General features: G+C 60.6%; 21 protein-coding genes, 2 tRNA genes and 1 pseudogene. 11 read left to right on the forward strand and 13 right to left on the reverse strand.

The features are described 5' to 3' along the window. Positions 1–329: 329 nt before the first annotated feature. The 5 genes from KRZ98_RS08825 to KRZ98_RS08845 form a co-directional block, all read right to left on the reverse strand. Positions 330–500 carry a helix-turn-helix domain-containing protein gene (locus tag KRZ98_RS08825; RefSeq protein WP_217673204.1) on the reverse strand — a complete coding sequence of 57 codons (171 nt, stop codon included), beginning with the start codon at positions 498–500 and terminating at the stop codon, positions 330–332. Between the two features lie 156 nt (positions 501–656). Then, on the reverse strand, positions 657–1304 hold the full coding sequence (locus tag KRZ98_RS08830; RefSeq protein WP_217673205.1) for a hypothetical protein: 648 nt from the start codon (positions 1302–1304) through the stop codon (positions 657–659). A gap of 141 nt (positions 1305–1445) precedes the next feature. After that, positions 1446–1706, reverse strand: coding sequence for a hypothetical protein (locus KRZ98_RS08835; protein WP_217673206.1), 261 nt, complete (start codon positions 1704–1706; stop codon positions 1446–1448). 25 nt (positions 1707–1731) lie between these two features. Beyond that, the gene (locus KRZ98_RS08840) at positions 1732–2637 is read right to left on the reverse strand and encodes an SHOCT domain-containing protein (RefSeq protein WP_217673207.1); all 906 of its coding nucleotides are present in this window, start codon (positions 2635–2637) and stop codon (positions 1732–1734) included. Further along, positions 2630–3289, reverse strand: a complete 660-nt coding sequence (locus KRZ98_RS08845) for an SHOCT domain-containing protein (RefSeq protein WP_217673208.1) — start codon at positions 3287–3289, stop codon at positions 2630–2632. Before KRZ98_RS08845 ends, KRZ98_RS08840 begins: the two co-directional genes overlap by 8 nt. Positions 3290–3359: 70 nt before the next feature. Between KRZ98_RS08845 and KRZ98_RS08850 the strand changes: the two genes are divergently transcribed. After that, positions 3360–3587: a helix-turn-helix domain-containing protein gene (locus tag KRZ98_RS08850; RefSeq protein WP_217673209.1), complete on the forward strand. Its 228-nt coding sequence runs from the start codon at positions 3360–3362 to the stop codon at positions 3585–3587. Here the strand turns inward: KRZ98_RS08850 and KRZ98_RS08855 are convergent. The 6 genes and pseudogenes from KRZ98_RS08855 to KRZ98_RS08875 all read right to left on the reverse strand — a co-directional run bounded on the left by KRZ98_RS08855 (position 3577) and on the right by KRZ98_RS08875 (position 7417). Beyond that, positions 3577–3930: a DUF2958 domain-containing protein gene (locus KRZ98_RS08855; RefSeq protein WP_217673210.1), complete on the reverse strand. Its 354-nt coding sequence runs from the start codon at positions 3928–3930 to the stop codon at positions 3577–3579. The two genes, KRZ98_RS08850 and KRZ98_RS08855, sit on opposite strands and share 11 nt — an antisense overlap. A 1-nt stretch (position 3931) precedes the next feature. Then, a complete protein-coding gene (locus KRZ98_RS08860) occupies positions 3932–4993 on the reverse strand; it encodes a hypothetical protein (RefSeq protein WP_217673211.1) in 1062 nt (353 codons plus the stop codon). Between the two features lie 61 nt (positions 4994–5054). Continuing rightward, a complete protein-coding gene (locus KRZ98_RS08865) occupies positions 5055–5339 on the reverse strand; it encodes a hypothetical protein (protein WP_217673212.1) in 285 nt (94 codons plus the stop codon). A gap of 181 nt (positions 5340–5520) precedes the next feature. After that, positions 5521–7038: a site-specific integrase gene (locus KRZ98_RS08870; protein ID WP_217673213.1), complete on the reverse strand. Its 1518-nt coding sequence runs from the start codon at positions 7036–7038 to the stop codon at positions 5521–5523. A 21-nt stretch (positions 7039–7059) separates the two neighbouring features. Next, positions 7060–7239: pseudogene (locus KRZ98_RS24535) on the reverse strand (DUF6538 domain-containing protein); the annotation flags it as partial. 103 nt (positions 7240–7342) lie between these two features. Then, positions 7343–7417 (reverse strand) — tRNA-Gln (locus KRZ98_RS08875). 159 nt (positions 7418–7576) lie between these two features. Here KRZ98_RS08875 and KRZ98_RS08880 point away from each other — a divergent pair. The 3 genes from KRZ98_RS08880 to KRZ98_RS08890 all read left to right on the forward strand — a co-directional run bounded on the left by KRZ98_RS08880 (position 7577) and on the right by KRZ98_RS08890 (position 9431). Continuing rightward, the gene (locus tag KRZ98_RS08880) at positions 7577–8056 is read left to right on the forward strand and encodes a MarR family winged helix-turn-helix transcriptional regulator (RefSeq protein ID WP_254798219.1); all 480 of its coding nucleotides are present in this window, start codon (positions 7577–7579) and stop codon (positions 8054–8056) included. A gap of 63 nt (positions 8057–8119) precedes the next feature. After that, positions 8120–8434 carry a hypothetical protein gene (locus tag KRZ98_RS08885; protein ID WP_217673215.1) on the forward strand — a complete coding sequence of 105 codons (315 nt, stop codon included), beginning with the start codon at positions 8120–8122 and terminating at the stop codon, positions 8432–8434. A gap of 76 nt (positions 8435–8510) precedes the next feature. Beyond that, positions 8511–9431: a DMT family transporter gene (locus tag KRZ98_RS08890; protein ID WP_217673216.1), complete on the forward strand. Its 921-nt coding sequence runs from the start codon at positions 8511–8513 to the stop codon at positions 9429–9431. Here the strand turns inward: KRZ98_RS08890 and KRZ98_RS08895 are convergent. Then, on the reverse strand, positions 9418–10176 hold the full coding sequence (locus KRZ98_RS08895; RefSeq protein WP_217673217.1) for an enoyl-CoA hydratase-related protein: 759 nt from the start codon (positions 10174–10176) through the stop codon (positions 9418–9420). The genes KRZ98_RS08890 and KRZ98_RS08895 overlap by 14 nt on opposite strands. A 95-nt stretch (positions 10177–10271) precedes the next feature. Here KRZ98_RS08895 and KRZ98_RS08900 point away from each other — a divergent pair, with 95 nt between their 5' ends. From KRZ98_RS08900 to KRZ98_RS08910, 3 genes are all read left to right on the forward strand, one after another. After that, complete coding sequence (locus tag KRZ98_RS08900; protein ID WP_217673218.1) at positions 10272–11258, forward strand: bile acid:sodium symporter family protein; 987 nt, start codon at positions 10272–10274, stop codon at positions 11256–11258. A gap of 67 nt (positions 11259–11325) precedes the next feature. After that, positions 11326–12486, forward strand: a complete 1161-nt coding sequence (locus KRZ98_RS08905) for an aromatic ring-hydroxylating dioxygenase subunit alpha (RefSeq protein ID WP_217673219.1) — start codon at positions 11326–11328, stop codon at positions 12484–12486. After that, positions 12483–14093 carry an NAD(P)/FAD-dependent oxidoreductase gene (locus tag KRZ98_RS08910; protein ID WP_217673220.1) on the forward strand — a complete coding sequence of 537 codons (1611 nt, stop codon included), beginning with the start codon at positions 12483–12485 and terminating at the stop codon, positions 14091–14093. Before KRZ98_RS08905 ends, KRZ98_RS08910 begins: the two co-directional genes overlap by 4 nt. Before the next feature lie 41 nt (positions 14094–14134). Here the strand turns inward: KRZ98_RS08910 and KRZ98_RS08915 are convergent, their stop codons facing one another. Then, positions 14135–14476, reverse strand: a complete 342-nt coding sequence (locus tag KRZ98_RS08915; RefSeq protein WP_217673221.1) for a GIY-YIG nuclease family protein — start codon at positions 14474–14476, stop codon at positions 14135–14137. 115 nt (positions 14477–14591) lie between these two features. Here KRZ98_RS08915 and KRZ98_RS08920 point away from each other — a divergent pair, with 115 nt between their 5' ends. The 4 genes from KRZ98_RS08920 to KRZ98_RS08935 all read left to right on the forward strand — a co-directional run bounded on the left by KRZ98_RS08920 (position 14592) and on the right by KRZ98_RS08935 (position 18101). Continuing rightward, complete coding sequence (locus KRZ98_RS08920) at positions 14592–15587, forward strand: aspartate carbamoyltransferase catalytic subunit (RefSeq protein ID WP_217673222.1); 996 nt, start codon at positions 14592–14594, stop codon at positions 15585–15587. A gap of 118 nt (positions 15588–15705) precedes the next feature. Then, positions 15706–16929, forward strand: a complete 1224-nt coding sequence (locus tag KRZ98_RS08925; protein ID WP_217673223.1) for a dihydroorotase family protein — start codon at positions 15706–15708, stop codon at positions 16927–16929. Between the two features lie 125 nt (positions 16930–17054). Beyond that, on the forward strand, positions 17055–17972 hold the full coding sequence (locus tag KRZ98_RS08930) for a YihY/virulence factor BrkB family protein (protein ID WP_217673224.1): 918 nt from the start codon (positions 17055–17057) through the stop codon (positions 17970–17972). A gap of 53 nt (positions 17973–18025) precedes the next feature. Further along, positions 18026–18101: transfer RNA gene (locus KRZ98_RS08935), tRNA-Trp, on the forward strand. Positions 18102–18185 lie beyond the last annotated feature (84 nt).

Here is an 18185-nt window from a genome sequence, read left to right on the forward strand (position 1 = left end):
TCGCCACCGGTTGTCTGGTCCGCTCTCCGGTCGGGGCTGCGCCCCTCCCTACGATCAGACCAGACAACCGATCCTACCGGCCATCATAGTCGCCGCTCAACCGGCCATCGTAGTTGTCGCCGCGCAGGCTAGGTCTCCAAACCGACAAGTGCCCCATCGTTCCGTAAGGCATTGATAACATTGTATTATATTCTGATATTCGGCTTGCTTACGAGGCCTGTGAGGCGCAGATGGGGCTACACTTGATGTAAGTTAGAGCCCTACCGCATGAAAGTTGGCCTGCTTATTTGGTCGCTGGTCTAGATAGCCTCTCTCACCTAGCGGGCAGATCAGCCGGAATCGACCAGCGCCCGTAAGCTCTCCATCGTGACCAGCGTTCGACGGTTTACCTTTACCGCGGTGATGCGTTTGGCGTTGATCAGCGCATAAATCATAGTGCGGGAGACGCCGATGATTTTGCCGGCGGATTCGATCGATACCGTAAGCGGTATGCTGTCCATGATAGTCTCCTGATATGCAGGGGCAATTGCCTGTGCACACAAGGATCTGGACCGGGCTATTTGGAAAAGAAAATTCGGAAATGCGTCGGGGAAAATTTTCCAATAATTAAGAGGAAAAAGGCAATCGGCAGAAGTTGCCGAGCGCCTTCTACGCACTCAGTCTGGGATGGCTCGAGATCCGCTTTTTGGACCCGATTTGCGATTGCCAGGCTCGATCTCACGACGGGCCTTTTTCACATGGTAAGGTCGAACGATATGCGGACTAAACCACTTCTGTGCCGCAGCGAGAAGTTCAGCTTGCTTGAATTGAGTCGTGTCGACGGTTGTCAACCAAGTACGAATATTCTGCTCTGACACATAGCCTGGCTGGTCTATGGCTTGTCTCGGCTTGCCATTTGGCGAGTTGGCCCATTTTTTATATTCGCTTTCAAGAAACAGGACCGAAGCGCCGACGTATGGAAATTCAATTATGCGCTCTGCCTCATCACCAAACGGTATCGGGTCCATTTGCCCAATCAACCAGCCGACCGGCCAGCTTCCATTTTCATCTGGTGCCCACATCGATTTGGGGATGGGCAAATATCCAGAATCAAGTTGGATGTAGGCGCGCAACTCACCACGACTTAATGCGTGCATAATTGGCATGACTGAGCGGCCATAGGGATCGTCGCGGCCATCCTCATCATGTACGGCAGAAGGAACGAATTTATCCGCCCGAAATTTAATTACCTGGTGACCCTTCTTCATTTCGAAAGGGGATTTCGGCATAAAGGGGACTTCATCTGTCGTGTTAACCCAGACCATAAGGCATTCCGTGCTTAAAATTGATTCCTGTTCTTTACCCTAGAACCCGACCACGAAACACGCCAAGCGGCGGAATTGCATCAATGCAAGTTGGTCGACGAAGTATGAATGTCCAACATTCTACTTTCGTATTCATTAATGTCAGGAGTTCTGAAACCAAGGATCTGGCGGCGAATTGATCTGGCTTGGCACGACACCATAGTCACGGGGGGCCCATGAATCTGCTTTTTTCGACCCAGGTGGATGTGCCCGAAAATCGCTTCCTTTTAAGGCGTCAGCATCTGGTTCGATGAGGAACCGTTCGTTTTTGACGGCAGCGATGGTGCCATATCCTTGAGACCCACGCCCGGTCCAGAAAAACACGCGCTGTCCAATTTCGAAGGACGCGCCATTACGGGCCAAGGACTGTCGGCCTACGGCGTCGCACTCATCGTCCATCACAGCGCTGCCATTTTCTATCTGCTTCAGACTGATCCGACGCGCCGCCCCAACAATATCCCTGACGTTCGACTTCCGGCATGAGGGCATCGCGTTTCTCACAAGCCTTCATCGTCGCATCGTCATCGCCGGACCCGCCACGGCAGCGGTCATTCAATGCGATATATTGAGCCACGATCGGCACGGCCCGGATAGAAGATTCGTCGTCACCCCCGCTATCGTGTTCGCCACCCGGCTGCGATTGTCCAATGTCCTTGTAAAAAAGCGTGGCGAGGGACGTATCGAGCGTCGGCAATTCCATGCCATCACGGGCTACGCGATCCAGCATGACCTCTCCTATGGGGCGATTACAGGCTGGCGCTGGCTCTGCACCATCTCGGCGATGAAATTCGAACCCTTCTTCATGATCGGTGTCCGTCAATCGATCATGCCAGGTCGTCCGCATAATCCAATCAGTGCCATTTTCCTGCCAAGCCACCAATCGACCTTGCTGTTGAAGCAAGCTAGCCATGGTAGATAGGCGCGTGCCCATGGGCGTCACGCCACTATAAATGCAAAGGCTCATATAATCTGGCGGTGGCCCGACACTGCGCGGCTTATCGTCGGAGGTCACGGTGTCGGCCGTACTGGTCGTCGGCGATATCGGCACTTCACTTACGCGTTCAGCGGTACGATATAGCGCGGCGAAATATGTTGCGCAAAGCAGGACGGCAATGCCCGCGATGATCCAGACGAAGCGAACCGCGCCTGATCTCACGAGGGAAATTGGTGGCGTCTCGTGGTTCTCGAGGCTGTCGAGTAGATCCGCCTTCTCGGCTTCAAACTCCGCTAAAGACAAATGCCCTTGCTCGCGAAGGCGATGAAGCCTCTCGATCTTTTCGAGATGGTCATTCATCCGACGAGCATTTCACGGCGTTGAGGAGGAAAAGCGTAGTCGCCACCTGTCCCGCCTCGGCACTGTTGCTGATGACATATTCTCCGACTTTTCCGACACTAAAGAGGCGGCTTTCGCCTGCAACCAAGTCTGGGATCGTGCCCTGTGCCTCAACGGTTGCCAGGTCGTAAATATCAAGATGCAGCGTCCTGGTAGACCGGTTAGCAATTGTGACCTGTTTGCTTGCGCACACATCCATATGGCTGTTTTTGCCGCCATCCCCGTCGTAATTCCAAGGGTCGGTAAGGGTCGCATCTGTAATCGCGACCGTTCGGAGTGGCTGAGTCGGCTCGCGTGTTTGTGGTACAGCGGCGGCGGGGGCCTCATCGGCTATGACGCTGCGCCGGGCCTCCTCTTTGCTACCGACTGTCAGGAAGTAAATTCCGATGCACACGATAAACAACATCTGGATTCCCCAGAACCAACGGAAGAAGCGCCGCGTCCCATGCGTTTTTGTCCGTCCTTCACGCCAACGCTCGCTTAAGGTGGGAGCCTGCTGACTAGCCTGCTCTCCGAGAATTTTGGCCTTCTGAGAAGCGAATTCCATCTCCGAAAGCGCGCCATCTGCCTTGAGTTTAGCTAGGCGCTCCAGCGCATCGATCCGATCAGTCATATACCCCCCAATGAACAATACATATTATAGTTGATAAACTTACGGACATTGCAAGCCCGATCAGGGCGGCATGGATATGCGCCGCCTGATCGGATCAAATTTTAAGCGTCTGCGCCAAGACAAAGGATGGACGCAGGAGGAGTTTGCTGAACGCTCAGGCTTCAGTCAGCAGTATGTTTCAGGCCTTGAAGGCAGTCGACGGAACCCAACGATCGTGACGGTGTATGAGCTTGCTCTGGCACTGGGCGTTTCGCATCTGGATTTGCTCCAGCCGCCCCCCCTCGACGTTAAGCTATAATTCTACCGGCGATCCGCGCCTCGGTGGCGTAGGCCGACAGAGGTTGAGCACCGACGAACGCGATGTCCTTTTCGATCGGCAGGCGCAGATGCCCGCGAACCTCGGCTAATTCGGCCAGACTTACATAGCCCAGCTCGGGTTCTCCCAATCCTAAGTCGCACAGGCCGAAAGCACGGTCGGGATCAATCGGATCAATTTCTGTGAGGAGCCAGGTTGCCCCGGCGTCCGGGGTGAAGAGCTTCACCACCGGCACGGGATCTATATCTTCGCCCGACGCACTTCGCCGACCGTTAGCCAGCAATATCGCGAAGGTGACAGTATCGAGGAATGCTGGCTTGTCCATGTCAGGCAGCCTTCCCGATCAGACTAATCGGTGCGGTCGGTGGGGCGATGTGCCAGTCGTCCATTTTGCCACGAAGGCAGGCTTCGACCGCGTCGATCACGATGCCCCAGTTGAGGTATCGATCGAAGAGCGCATAGGCCTCATCGCGCGCGCCAGCCCAGCCAAGTGCCTCGACGAACTGCTCCAGATCGACGTTGAGGAAGGATGCCTGATCCGAGCCCGGCGTCTTGAGGAATTTACCATATAGTTGCGCGCCCTGTTGGACGTGGTGGTTGTGCCGAGGGGCAAGCAGCATGAAGTGCGTTTCGGCCCAATCGCCACGCATCCGTGCCGCTTGCGCCAACAGATGTTCGCGGAACAGCTGCTGCATCGGATTGATGCGCAAAGCAGCATGCATCGGCTCTTTGAACAGATCGGATGCTTGTGCCAGCTCATCATAACGTGACTTCAGCTCGGGAGGAGCGGGTTCAGCAAGGTTTTCAGAATATTTGACTTCGATGCCGATTAGGCCTGTCGCGCCATCGCTTCGCTCATAAACGATCGCGACGTCAAAGGCGGTGCGGTCACCGGTCAGGTCTGCCTGACGACGGCCCGGCGAATGCTCGAACCAAACGTGACGAACGGCGGCGATGTCGATGGTGGGTGCAATGGCTCGCATGACCTTTGCTGCCAGCGCGAGATCAAAGCGCAATGGTGCGAAGAAGTTAAAGGCCAATGGCATGGAGCTCAGCAGATTGCTGTAAAGCCTCTGTCGGTCGATGAGTGCTCCTGTCTCCTGATAGATGACCTCACGTCGTGCCAGATGGGCCACGGCGGGTCCGAGGAAATTGCGGCCCACCGCTGCTGCCGTCGTGCTAAGAAGGGAGCCGACCTTCCGCTTGCGGCCATCTCGTCCCTGGAAGATGCCTACAGGAAGCCCCTGGCGCTCCCGCCACATCGCCTGCAGTAACCGCGCACATGCACGAAAGCGAGTATCGAACTTTTCGTGGACGAAGTGCGCCTTTAGCAACTCTTCTGGCACAATGGGCAGTTGGCCAATGGCTTTGCCGGGCTCTGGCGTCATGAATTCTCCTCTGCTGGCCGGGCATTGTCCGGCAGCAAAGATTCATCGAAACGGTCGATATCTATGCAGGATTTGCAATTGTTCCTTGATCACGCAAAATCAGCAGAAGGGCCTCCAGGCCTTTCTGCGTGAGGGCCGACACCCCACCATCAATGTAGATTTTTCCAGTGGTGGGATAGAAGTTGACGCCCTTGGGCAGCTTCAACTGGAATGATGAACCTTCAGGTCGGCGCACATCTGCGCCGTAACCGCGCAGCTGAACGATGGCAGTAGCCATCAACGCATCATCATCCGGCTGGATTTCCGCTGACGGCATCTTCTTAAATCTCATCATATCTTCCTTCATTTCTCTTCCAAGGATGGAGAGGGAAAGGGAGAGAAGGATGGTATGTATAAAGGCAGGATAGATAAAGGTAAGGTAAGGTAGGTATTAGGGAGGGCATAGGCGTCTGGAGCGCCAGAAATTTATGCACCGCAGAGCCCCCCTTGTCGAGTCGTTCGAGCGCTGATCCCGCCAGCGTTTCCCGTTATTTTTGCTCGAGTTTGACTAGATTTACGTCGATGTCGATCTTATCGATGGCGTCTTTCAAGTTTGCGACCGTCAATCCCTTATTGTAGCGGGCTGTTTCACCAGCCGTTGCATGGCCCGTCACTTCATCAATGACGGAATCTGCAACACCTGCCCGCTTCATAAACGTCGTGGCGCTGTGGCGGAACGAATGGAAATCCAGCCCTTCGGCGTAAAGATCTGTGTCACGCCGATAGCGCGTGAACCATTTGGAGTAATTATGCCCTAAACGATCATCCGCGCCTCCAGGCTGTAAATTCGGAAACAGTAACTGGGCGGATTCAGTCCGCAGAGCATCAGCATAGTTTAATAAACCAAGCCGGATCAGCATATTATGGATCGGCACCTTCCGCACAGCATTGCTGTTTTTGAGTTGGCGTCCATCACCCTCTCTGAGATCAAACACCCATATCCCTTCGGTTTGGCGCACGTCGGCTAACCGAAGCTGACAAATTTCTTCCTGACGCATTCCGGAATATACAGCGATGAGCGGAAGCCAGAATTTCTCGTCACGAAGGACATGCTGCCCTGGCTTGGATCGCCGATGCTCAGATTGGCAGCCAGTCCAAATAGGAGTCGAGAACAACTTTTGGAGGGCTTCACTGTCCCACATCTTACGTTGGTCCCGAGCGCGTTTGGCTGCCGTAAACTTCCAATCGTTAAAAATCTTGATGCTCGCCGTCCCTTGTTCGATGGCGCTATCCCATAAAGTAGACAAAGCAGCGAAATGCCGCTGCACAGTGCGGGACGATAGGCGCGGAACGTCTTGCTGTAGCGCTTGAGCAACGATTTGCTGTGCTGACAAACCCCGATATTCGGCCGCTTTGCTGTAGTTCGCGGGCAACTCCTCAAGAAGTGCCTTGAAACGACCCGCATCGGCTCGGACGTATCCGCTGAGTGGCCGATCCCCAGCAAAGTCGCAGAAAATCGAATATGTGGCTCTTGCCTGTAGATAGGTTTGACGTTCCCAGATTTTCCGCCGCAACTGGCCCTCGCGAAACAATTCCGCCGCTGCCGAGAAGGTAGGACCGGCCACTACGGAAGGCACTTCAGTCGAAGGGGGCGCTGGGTTAGAAATCGGAGCAGAGGGCGTTTCTCGCAACGCTTGGGCCAGCAGTTTGTCGGAAGGCTCGTAGTTGAAATTGCCTTCCCATCGCGCGCGCAACGTTTCCGAAACCTCAATCCCTGCCCGAAGCATCGCATGTTCGAGGCGGCGCACCTCGCTCCTCTCAAATTTGGCGTCAATGCCGAAACGACGGGCCAACATTGCGCCGGTAATCATCCGCACGGAGTCAAACGCATTACTAGCCAGGTCGATGCGTGAGCGTTCTGCCAAAATCCGGTAATGATCGCTAAGCCCCTGGCGAACTTCTTCACACACAGGCTCATCGCTATCCAACCGCACGCTTTCATCGCGAGAGAGGATCGTCGCGTAGAAATCTTTGATCAGGGCCGCAATGTCTTGATCGGTCAGCAACGGGACACACCTAACGACACTGAACATCTCCTCCGATTGGAGATACAAATAGCGGGACAGGCTTCGTGCCACCGCCGCATCATTCGTACCCAGACTGCATGTCAGCTCAACCCGTTTAAGAATAGGTTGAAGGGCGGCCGGAATCCCTCTGCGGAAATGATAAATCCCTGCCCGACGCACTGTATTTGGGATGGCTCCCATACCAACAAAGCCTCAACTTTGTAGCAGAGCTTTGTAGCAAATGCCCCACCACGGTTCCGGCGCTGTTCGAAAACCAAGGTTTTGCAGTGTGTTGATAGGAAACTGGCTGGGGCGGCAGGATTCGAACCTGCGCATGGCGGCATCAAAAGCCGCTGCCTTACCGCTTGGCGACGCCCCAGCATGGCCGACTTTCGTCGGCGCGGTCAGGCATATAGCGTGTGATTGGCGAAAGGAAAGCCTAGTCATCATCCTTTTGGGACGGCATTAGGATACTTTCCTCCCGCGCTGGATCATCACAGCCATGACCGTCACCAGTTCATCGCCTTCCTCCGCCCAAATGTCGCCCGCCTCCCCGCTGTTCCTGCGCGAGGATGAGATACGGCGCGGGATCGAGATGCTCTATTTCGGCTATTCGGCCCTGACACGGTCGATCGACGAAGGGCTGGCAGCGATCGGGCTGGGCCGGGCGCATCATCGTGCACTCTATTTCATTTCGCGCCAGCCTGACCTGACGGTCAAGGACTTGCTGCGGCTGCTGGCGATCACCAAGCAATCGCTGGGACGCGTGCTGAACGACTTGATCGAGCGTGGGTATATCGAGACGCGGCCCGGTCCCAACGACCGCCGCCAGAAACTGCTGCGGCTGAGCGCGGCGGGCGCGGCGCTGGAGGCGGAGCTGTTCCGCGCGCTGCGCGAAAAGATGGCTGCCGCCTATGCGCAAGCAGGGCAAGGGTCGGTCACCGGCTTCTGGCGGGTGCTGGAAGGGCTGATTCCCGATCAGGACCGATCGATGGTGTTCGGACTGCGCGGCGGATAGCACGCAACCTTATCGCGCCTGCTGCGCTTATGTCGCTCCACGCAAATGGGAAAAGGAGCCATCATGCGCACATCTGTTCTGGCCGCACTTGCGGTCCTGTCGGTCGCCAGCCTCTCGGCCTGCTCGGAAAAGACCGAGGATAACGTCGAAAATGCCGGCGCTTCCATCGGCAATGACATCAGCCAGTCGGTCGATCGCGCTGGTGACAAGATCGACAATGGGCTGGACAAGGCCGGACGCGCGATCGACGAGGGCGCGGACAAGATCGGCACGGCGACGAGCGAAGCAACCAGCGACGCTGAACGCAAGGCGGACGCCGCCAAGCGCGATGTCGGCGCATCGCTGGAAGAAGCAGGCAAGGACCTGAAGAACGAATGATCTGGCCGGGTGCGCGGCCCTCACGCCGCGCACCCCCGGCTTGACCGCGCCCTGCGCGGCCCATAGCGGTCGGCGCATGACCCAAGCCGCCGCCGTCCTCGACCATCTCCCTGCCCCCAGCCGCTGGCTAATCGGCCGTCCCGAACTTGCGCTGATTGGCGTGACTATGCTGTGGGGAGGGACGTTCCTGATCGTCCATGGCGCGATGACGCAGTCAGGACCGCTCTATTTCGTCGGCTTGCGTTTCGGCACGGCTGCGTTGCTGACACTGCCGCTCGCGATACCGGTGCTGCGCGGGCTGACTTGGCGTGAAGCCTGGGCGGGGCTGATGATCGGGCTAGGGATTTTCGTGGGCTACACGCTCCAGACCTGGGGGTTGCAGACGATTTCGAGCAGCGCGTCGGCGTTCATCACTGCAGCCTATGTGCCGTTGGTGCCGGTGCTGCAATGGATCATCCTGCGACGGCGACCCCGGCTGGCGAGCTGGATCGGGGTGGCGCTGGCGTTCGTCGGCCTGTTACTAGTTGCCGCGCCGGAGGGTGGCATGGCGCTGGGCCGGGGCGAGATATTGACGCTGATCGGCACGGTGGCGATCGCGCTGGAGATCATCTTCATCAGCCTGTGGGCAGGCAGCGTCAACGTGCTGCGGGTAACCGTGGTGCAGTTGGCGGTGACGTCGCTGCTTGCCTTTGCCTGCATGATCCCGGCTGGCGAGGCGATCCCGCCCTTCTCCTGGGCTGTGGTGATCGCAGCCTGCGGTCTTGGCGCAATGACCGCGATCATCCAGCTGGTGATGAACTGGGCGCAACGCACCGTGTCCCCGACGCGGGCGACCTTGATCTATGCGGGCGAGCCGGTCTGGGCTGGCATCATCGGCAGAATAGCGGGCGACCGCCTGCCACCCTTGGCGCTGCTGGGCGGGGTGCTGATCGTCGCGGCGGTGATCGTGAGTGAGTTGCGGTTTGGCAAACAGGTGGACGGCCCTACCCCCTCTTAAAGACAGGCGGGCGCTTTTCGAAGAAGGCGGTGAAGGCCTCCTGGGCTTCGGGCGAGGCCAGCGTTTCCCGGAACAGCTGCGCTTCCTCCTCAATCCGGGCGGTGAGTGCTGCCGGATCCCCCTTCATCAGGCGACGGGTGGTAGCCAACGCCTGCGGCGGCTTGACCATCAGCGCGGCGGCTTTGGCGCGAGCATGGGCGAGCAACGTGTCGGCCGGGACGATCGCGGTGACAAAGCCTGCACGGTCGGCCCCTTCCGCGTCCATCGGTTCGCCCAGCATCAGCATTGCCGCTGCCTTGGCATGGCCCATCACGGCCGGCGCAAGCAGGCTGGACCCCGCTTCCGGCACGATCCCCAGATTGACGAACGGCATGATGAAGCGTGCGTCGGGCGCGGCATAGACCAGATCGCAGTGGAAAAGCATCGTCGTGCCAACGCCCACGGCCAGCCCCTGTACGGCGGCGACCAATGGCTTGTCGAAGGCGGCGATGGCGCGAATGAAGGCGAAAGCGGCAGCGCCCCCCTCCGGCCCGGCCATGAAGTCTTTGAGATCATTGCCTGCGCAGAAGGCGTCGCCCCGCCCCACAAACAGCACCACGCCAATGTCCGCGCGGGCGGAGGCATCGGCCAGCGCGGCGGTCATGGTGCGATACATGGGACCGGTCAGCGCATTTTTCTTGTCGGGCCGGTTGATGTGGATTTCCAGCACGCCGCCCTGCTCGATCACCGCAATAGACTCGCTCACGATCCGCTCCTTGTGTGGCTTGTGCGAATCTGTTGGCTCAACGATGGGGCGGCGTCTATCCCCCTTTTTTCGCCCTTCCCTGTTCAGGTTAGCTGATGACCCGCCTTCGCGAACTGATCGATCCCTTCCTGCTGCTGCTGATCGCGACGGTTGCGCTAGCGTCATTGCTGCCAGCGCGGGGTGATGGTGCGCGGATTGCAGATGCCGTGGCAGATGCGGGCATTGTGCTGCTGTTTTTTCTGCATGGCGCAAAATTGTCGCGGGCGGCGATATGGGAGGGGGCAAAGGCGTGGCGGCTGCATCTGGCGGTGCTGGCGACGACCTTCGCTGTTTTTCCGCTGCTGGGGCTGGCGAGCCAGCATATCGGCTTAGTACCGGACGGGATGCGGGCTGGGCTGCTGTTCCTGACTTTGCTGCCATCGACGGTGCAATCCTCCATCGCCTTTACCGCGATCGCGCGGGGGAATGTCGCCGCTGCTGTGGTCAGCGCCTCCTTCTCCAACCTGCTGGGCATCGTCCTGACGCCGCTGCTGGTCGCTCTGCTGATGCAACGGACGGGCAGCGGCAGCCTGGTCTCGCTGGCGTCGGTCGAGGGGATCGTGCTGCAATTGCTGCTGCCCTTCCTGATCGGCCATCTGGCCCGGCCGTGGATCGGCGGGTTCGTGGCGCAGCACAAGGCGATGATCGGGCGGGTCGATCGCGGGTCGATATTGCTGGTGGTCTATGCCGCGTTCAGCGCGGCGGTGGTCGAAGGGCTGTGGCGGACCGTGTCGGCGCGGGAGATGGCACTGCTTGCCGGGCTTTGCGTCGCTCTGTTGGCGATGGTGCTGGGCTTTACTTGGGGGCTGGGACGGATGATGGGGCTGGCGCGGGCGGAGCGGATCGTGCTGGTCTTTTGCGGGTCGAGAAAGAGCCTGGCGACCGGGGTGCCGATGGCGGGGCTGCTATTCCCGGCCAGTGCAGTGGGCGCGATATTGTTGCCGGTGATGTTGTTCCACCAGATTCAGCTGATGGCCTGCGCGGTGCTGGCGCGACGCTACGGTGCGCAGGGGGAAAAAGCCGACACTGAGTTGGACATATAGCTGGCATTTTTCGCGCATTTATTATACGTTCGTAAAATTGATCGGCAGCGTCGGGGGATGCTCGGAGATGTTGGAGCAGGCGGAAAGCGGGGCAGACCCGGATGCGGGCTGGAGCCTGCCAGCCTGGACCTATAGCGACCCGGAATTTTTCGCCGCCGAAGTCGAACGCATCTTTCGTCCCAGCTGGCAGATCGTCTGCCACATAAGCGACATCCCCAACTCCGGCGATTTCCACACGCTCGATTATATCGGCGAGAGCGTCATCGTCATCCGGGGCGAGGATGGCGCGGTGCGCGCCTTCACTAATGTGTGCCGCCATCGCGGCGCGCGGATCATGGATGGTGCTTCGGGCTGCGCGAAGAAGCTGGTCTGCCCCTATCATGGCTGGACTTACGAAAATGACGGGCGGCTGACCGGCGTACCGATGAAGGCGGGCTATGCCATGAACATGGCCGACCATGGCCTGACGCGCGTGGAAGTCGAGGATTTTCACGGCTTCCTGTTTGTCCGGCTGACCGATGATGGCGGGCCGTCTGTGGCGCAGATGATGGCGCCCTATGTCGCGGAAATCACGCCCTATCGCTTTGCCGACCTGCGCGCGCTGGGGCGGGTGACGTTGCGGCCGCGGGACGTGAACTGGAAAAATATCGGCGATAATTATTCCGACGGGCTGCATATCGCGGTCGCGCATCCGGGGCTGAAACGGCTGATAGGCGATGGCTATGGCGTCGAGGCAAGCGAACATGTCGACAAGATGTGGGGACCGATTGTCGCGCGGCCATCGGCCAATTGGTCCGAGCGGGCCTATCAGCGCTTTCTGCCGGACGTGCCTCATCTACCACCCGAACGGCAGCGGCTGTGGACCTATTTCAAGCTGTGGCCCAATGTCGCCTTCGACATCTATCCCGATCAGGTCGATTTCATGGCCTGGCTGCCGGTATCGCCGACACAGACGCTGATCCGCGAGATCAGCTATGCGGTGCCGGACGCGCGGCGCGAGATGAAGGCGGCGCGCTACCTGAACTGGCGGATCAACCGGCAGGTCAATGCCGAGGATACGGCCCTGGTCGCGCGGGTGCAGGCGGGGATGGCGTCGGACAGTTTTACCGTGGGACCGCTGCACCAGGATGAAGTGGCGCTGCGCCATTTTTGCGGGCGGATGCGGGGAGTGATCCCGCAGGCCCGGCTGCATCGCGCGCCGGCGGCGGGGTGGAGTAATAGCGCATGACCAAATCCTACGATGCCGTCATCATCGGCGGGGGGCATAATGGGCTGGTCTGCGCCTTCTATCTGGCACGGGCGGGCTATAAGGTGCGCATCCTGGAGCGCCGCAACGTCGTGGGCGGCGCGACGGTGACCGAGGAATTTCATCCCGGCTTCCGCAATTCGACCGCCAGCTACACCGTCAGCCTGCTCAATCCCAAGGTCATTGCCGACATGAAGCTGGCCGATCATGGCTATCGCGTCATCGAACGACCGATCAGCAATTTCCTGCCCCAGCCCGATGGCAGTTATCTGAAGCTGGGCGGCGGGCTGGAGCGGACACAGGCCGAGTTTGCCCGGTTCAGCGCGAAGGATGCCGCCGCCCTGCCCGCTTATTATGCCACGCTGGAGGTGGTCGCGGACGTGCTGCGCGACATGGTGCTCAAAAGCCCGCCCAATGTCGGCGACGGGCTTTCGATGATCGTGGATGCGCTGAAACAGGGGCGGCGGATCGCTGGGCTGTCGATCGAGCAGCAGCGCGACGCGCTCGACCTGTTCACCAAATCGGCGCGCAGCTTCCTGGACAGCTGGTTCGAGAGTGACGCGGTGAAGGCCGCGTTCGGCTTCGACGCGGTGGTGGGCAATTATGCGTCGCCGGACACGCCGGGCAGCGCCTATGTGCTGCTGCACCATGTCTTTGGCGAGGTGAATGGCAAGAAGGGCGCCTGGGGCCATTGCGTCGGCGGCATGGGCGCGATCACCCAGATCATGGCGCGGGTCGTGACCACAATAGGGGTGGAAATCAGCCTGGAAGCGCCGGTGGACCGCGTGCTGGTGGATGGGGCGCGCGCTGTAGGCGTGCGGCTGGAAAGCGGCGAAGAGGTGATGGGCAAGGCGGTGATCGCCAATGTCGGACCGAAATTGCTCTATGAGCAGATGATGGCTCCGGCCGACCTGCCCGCCGATTTCGTCAAACGGATCAGGGCGTTCAAGGCCGGATCCGGCACCTTCCGCATGAATGTGGCGCTGAGCGCACTGCCCGATTTTACCTGCTTGCCGGGTGTGGGCGAGCATCACCAGTCAGGCATCATCCTGGCCCCGACGCTGGATTATATGGACCGGGCGTTCATGGACGCCAAACGCGACGGCTGGTCGAAAGCGCCGATCGTGGAGATGCTGATCCCGTCCATCGTCGATGCGTCACTCGCGCCAGAAGGGTGCCATGTCGCCAGCCTCTTCTGCCAGCAATTCGCGCCGGAACTGCCCGATGGGCGGAGCTGGGACGATGAGCGGGAGGCGGCGGCGGACTGCATTATCGCGACGGTGGAAATGGCCGCGCCGGGCTTTGCGAGTGGCGTGATCGCACGGCAAATCCACTCGCCGCTCGACCTGGAGCGCAAATTCGGTCTGGTCGGCGGCGACATCATGCACGGCCTTCTATCACTGGACCAGATGTGGGCCGCGCGCCCGGTGCTGGGCCATGGCGCGTATCGCGGGCCGGTGAAGGGGCTGTATATGTGCGGCGCTGGCACGCATCCGGGCGGCGGGGTGACCGGCGCGCCGGGGCATAATGCCGCGCGGGAGGTGTTGCGCGACGGAGCGGTGTTTGGGCGGTTGTGGCGGCGGAGGTAGGTCGACCTTGTACCAGAAGAAAGGGCAAGGCTTCGACAGGCTCAGCCCGAACGGTTGAGAGGCAATCCCTCCTCCGTTCGCCCTGAGCCTGTCGAAGGGTCGTCCTTCCTGTTTCGCGCCAACGCGCTGATCTTGTCCCAGTCTCGCCGGATCAGCGCCATTTTCTTGGCCCTGCTCCAGCCTTTCAAACGGCGCTCCATTTCCAGCGCCTCAATCCGTTGGGTGAAACATTCGCACCAGACCAGCTTGATCGGCAGCTTGTCACTGGTGAAGCCGGCTATGATCCCCTGTTCATGCTGACCGATCCGCTGTTCCAGATTATCGGTATGGCCGACATAGAAAGCGCCTCCCGCGCAGTGCAGCATGTAGGTCCAGAAGGGCATGGGGGCAGAAGAACAGAAGAACGGTCCTTCGACAAGCTCAGGACGAACGGATGTTGGTATGCACGCCCGCATCTCCGCCTTGCCCTCGCCCCTCCCCTCGCCTAAAGCGCATCCCATGCCCGAAACGACCGCCGCGCCCGCTTCGTCTGACCTGACTGGTCGGGCGCTGTTTCCGCACAGGCATTTGCTGTCCATTGCGGACCTGATGCCCTGGGAAATCCGTTTTCTGCTGGATGAGGCGGAGCATTGGGCGCGGGCGAACCGCAGCGGCGCGCGCAAGCATGATGACCGGCTGGCGGGGATGACCCAGATCAACGCCTTTTTCGAGAATAGCACGCGGACATTGCTGTCGTTCGAGATTGCGGGCAAGCGGCTGGGCGCGGACGTGGTGAACATGCACGCGGGCCAGTCGAGCGTGAAGAAGGGCGAGACGCTGATCGACACGGCGATGACGCTGAACGCCATGGCCGCCGATGTCATCGTCATCCGTCATGCCAGTTCCGGCGCGGTCGCGCTGATCGCGGACAAGGTGGACTGCCCGGTCTTGAACGCGGGCGATGGCTGGCATCAGCATCCGACGCAAGCGCTGCTGGACGCGCTGACGATCCGGCGGCGCAAGGGCAGTTTCGAGGGGCTGATCGTCGCGATCTGCGGCGATGTGCTGCACAGCCGGGTTGCGCGCTCCAACATGCTGTGCCTGGCCGCGCTGGGCGCGCAGGTGCGCGCGGTGGCGCCGCCCACCTTGATGCCGCCGGAGGTCGAGATGCTGGGCGCGACGCCCTTTACCAGCATGGCGCAGGGGCTGGACGGCGCGGACGTGGTGATGATGCTGCGGCTCCAGAATGAACGGATGGACGGGGCGTTCATCCCGTCTGCGCGCGAATATCATATGCTCTATGGGCTGACGCCGGAGCGGCTGGCGCTGGCCAAGCCCGATGCGCTGGTGATGCATCCGGGGCCGATGAACCGGGGGGTGGAGATTTCGAGCGTGGTGGCGGACCATCCGACGCGCTCCGCGATCACCGAGCAGGTGGAGATGGGCGTGGCGATCCGCATGGCGTGCCTGGACGTGCTGACGCGGGGCGCGCGCGGTGTGGAGGGGTGGCGTTGATGATAAACCCAAACCCGTTCGGGCTGAGCCTGTCGAAGCCCTGCTCTTCTTTCGCGCCTCCCCAGAAGAAAGTACGGCCCTTCGACAGGCTCAGGGCGAACGGAATTGAGGTAGTTCAATGACCACCTTCGCCATCATCAACGGTCGGTTGGCCGATCCGGCGGGGGATGCGCCGGTCTCCGGCTCCATCCTGATCGAGGGCGACCGGATCGTCGCGGCCGGGGATATTGCCGTGCCTGCCGACGCGGAGAGGATCGACGCGCAGGGGCTGGTGGTGGCTCCCGGCCTGATCGACCTGGGCGTATTCGCCACGGACAAGCCGGCCTTTCATTTTGGCGGGATCACCCGCGCGGCGCTGATGCCCGATCAGTCGTCGCTGCTGGACGATGCGGCGCTCATTCGGCAGGCGACGCGGGCGGGGAAGCCCGATTTCTGGGTCCATCCGATTGCGGCGGCGACGCGCGGCCTCAAAGGCACGGAGCTGGCCGAGATCGGCATGATGCAGGCGGCGGGCGCGAAGGCGGTCGGCACCGGGCGGCAGTGGATCGCGGATTCGGGCGTGATGCTGCGGGTGCTGTCCTATGCGTCCGGGCTGGGGCTGACGGTGATCGCCCATGCCGAGGATGGCGGGCTGGCGGGCAAGGCGGTGGCGACATCGGGTGAGACAGCGACGCGGCTGGGCCTGCCCCATGCGCCCGCCTGCGCCGAAGCGATGGCGATTGCGCGCGACATCATGCTGGCGCGGCAGGCGGGCGCAGCGATCCATTTCCGGCTGGTGACGACCAAGGCGGGCTTCAACCTTATTCGCGCGGCGAAGGCCGAAGGGTTGCGGGTCAGCTGCGGGATCAGCCCGGCCTATTTGTTCCTGGCCGACAATGCGGTGACCGATTTTCGCACCTTTGCGCGTCTGTCGCCCCCGCTCCGGTCGGAGGATGACCGCAAAGCGAGTATCGCGGCGGTGGCGGACGGGACGGTCGATGTGATCACCTCCAGCCATGATCCACGCGGGGCCGAGGACAAGCGCCTGCCCTTCGCCGACGCCTCGCCCGGTATGGCGGGGGCGGAGACGCTGCTGGCGCTCTCGCTCAATCTGGTGCGGGAGGGGCAAGTGTCGCTCAACCGGCTGATGACGCTGCTGAGCGCCAATCCGGCGCGGATTTTGGGCGTCAATGCGGGCAGCTTTGCGCCCGGCAGCGCGGCGGACCTGATCTTCGTCGATCCCGACGCGCCGTGGATCGTGGACAGCGCGAAGATGGCGGCGGCGGCGGGCAATACGCCGTTCGACCGCGTGCCAGTACAGGGCCGCGCCCGGCGGATCATGAAGGGCGGGGTGTTTTTGTAAGGAGCGCCTTGCGCCCCAACCCCTGCACCACGCTTCGCGTGGTCCCCTTCCCAGGCCAGCTTGGGGATGATTGGAACCGCCCTCCCCCTTCATGCGCTTGCCCGGATGAGCAACAGGGGACACCAATGAACCAGCCAGTCGCGCAGCAAGTGCATGTCGATGCGCCATGGAAGATACCGCCGCGGGCCTGGTGGGAGATTTTGAAGCGGGTCTATGGCGCGCTGTCGGCCAATCATGTGGGATTGCTGGCGGCGGGCGTTGCTTATTATGCCTTTCTGTCGATCGCGCCGATGATGGCGGCTGTGGTGCTGACCTATGGGCTGTTTGGCGATCCGGCGATGGTCGGGCGGCATATGCAGGCGATCATCGCGGTTGTGCCGACCGATGCGGCCAAGCTGATCAACGACCAGTTGCTGGGGGTCGTCAGCACCGCCAAGCCCGCGATCGGCTTTGGTCTGGCGGCGGCGCTCGGCATTGCGGTCTATGGCGCGACGAGGGCGGCGTCGGCGATCATGGAGGCGCTCAATATCGTCTATGGGCAGAAGGAAGGGCGCGGGATCATCGCTTTTACCCGCGTGTCGATGGGCATCACTTTCTCCGCCGTGCTCGTGATGGTGGCGGGGGTGTTTACCGCGACGGTCATTGGCCTGCTGCAAAAGCTGCTGGTCAGTTGGGGACCGGGCGTGCTGTTCGCGATCAAGGCGGTGACGTGGATTAGTGCGGGACTGCTGGCCAGCGTCATCTTCGGCCTGATCTACCGCTTCGGGCCGCACCGGCGGCAGGCGCAATGGCAATGGCTGACGGTCGGGTCGGTCACGGCCACCCTGTTCTGGCTGGTCGTGACGCTGGGCGTGTCCTTCTATGTCGCGACATTTGGCAATTATAACGAGACATATGGGTCGCTGGGCGCAGTCGTCGTGCTGCAACTATGGCTGTTCGTGTCGGCCTATGTCGTGCTGCTGGGGGCGCAGATCAATGCGGAGGGGGAGCGGCAGACCAGTGCCGAAACGACCATTGCCGACCCCCAAGAAAAAGCTGCATAATCGCGCTTGCCCTGCCCGGCAGGCCACGCTAAAGCGCCCTCCTTCGCTGGCACAGGAGTGTAGCTCAGTTGGTAGAGCGTCGGTCTCCAAAACCGAATGCCGTGGGTTCGAGTCCCTCCACTCCTGCCAAGCGTTCCAGCAGCATCCTTGTTTTCCATGAGGTTTGCCGCTAGACGCGCCGTCGAAATTGTGTCGCGAAGCCATGCGGCCGCA

It is taken from the genome of Sphingobium sp. AS12, assembly GCF_019097845.1.
Lineage (GTDB): Bacteria > Pseudomonadota > Alphaproteobacteria > Sphingomonadales > Sphingomonadaceae > Sphingobium.

Coding starts and splice junctions, on each gene's coding strand:
- KRZ98_RS08890 (WP_217673216.1), top strand. CDS start 8,511: ATGACCCAAGCCGCCGCCGTCCTCGACCATCTCCCTGCCCCCAGCCGC.
- KRZ98_RS08850 (WP_217673209.1), top strand. CDS start 3,360: ATGGATATGCGCCGCCTGATCGGATCAAATTTTAAGCGTCTGCGCCAA.
- KRZ98_RS08865 (WP_217673212.1), bottom strand. CDS start 5,339: ATGAAGGAAGATATGATGAGATTTAAGAAGATGCCGTCAGCGGAAATC.
- KRZ98_RS08905 (WP_217673219.1), top strand. CDS start 11,326: ATGTTGGAGCAGGCGGAAAGCGGGGCAGACCCGGATGCGGGCTGGAGC.
- KRZ98_RS08845 (WP_217673208.1), bottom strand. CDS start 3,289: ATGACTGATCGGATCGATGCGCTGGAGCGCCTAGCTAAACTCAAGGCA.
- KRZ98_RS08930 (WP_217673224.1), top strand. CDS start 17,055: ATGAACCAGCCAGTCGCGCAGCAAGTGCATGTCGATGCGCCATGGAAG.
- KRZ98_RS08860 (WP_217673211.1), bottom strand. CDS start 4,993: ATGACGCCAGAGCCCGGCAAAGCCATTGGCCAACTGCCCATTGTGCCA.
- KRZ98_RS08925 (WP_217673223.1), top strand. CDS start 15,706: ATGACCACCTTCGCCATCATCAACGGTCGGTTGGCCGATCCGGCGGGG.
- KRZ98_RS08915 (WP_217673221.1), bottom strand. CDS start 14,476: ATGCCCTTCTGGACCTACATGCTGCACTGCGCGGGAGGCGCTTTCTAT.
- KRZ98_RS08910 (WP_217673220.1), top strand. CDS start 12,483: ATGACCAAATCCTACGATGCCGTCATCATCGGCGGGGGGCATAATGGG.
- KRZ98_RS08880 (WP_254798219.1), top strand. CDS start 7,577: ATGTCGCCCGCCTCCCCGCTGTTCCTGCGCGAGGATGAGATACGGCGC.
- KRZ98_RS08885 (WP_217673215.1), top strand. CDS start 8,120: ATGCGCACATCTGTTCTGGCCGCACTTGCGGTCCTGTCGGTCGCCAGC.
- KRZ98_RS08840 (WP_217673207.1), bottom strand. CDS start 2,637: ATGAATGACCATCTCGAAAAGATCGAGAGGCTTCATCGCCTTCGCGAG.
- KRZ98_RS08855 (WP_217673210.1), bottom strand. CDS start 3,930: ATGGACAAGCCAGCATTCCTCGATACTGTCACCTTCGCGATATTGCTG.
- KRZ98_RS08900 (WP_217673218.1), top strand. CDS start 10,272: ATGACCCGCCTTCGCGAACTGATCGATCCCTTCCTGCTGCTGCTGATC.
- KRZ98_RS08830 (WP_217673205.1), bottom strand. CDS start 1,304: ATGGTCTGGGTTAACACGACAGATGAAGTCCCCTTTATGCCGAAATCC.
- KRZ98_RS08825 (WP_217673204.1), bottom strand. CDS start 500: ATGGACAGCATACCGCTTACGGTATCGATCGAATCCGCCGGCAAAATC.
- KRZ98_RS08920 (WP_217673222.1), top strand. CDS start 14,592: ATGCCCGAAACGACCGCCGCGCCCGCTTCGTCTGACCTGACTGGTCGG.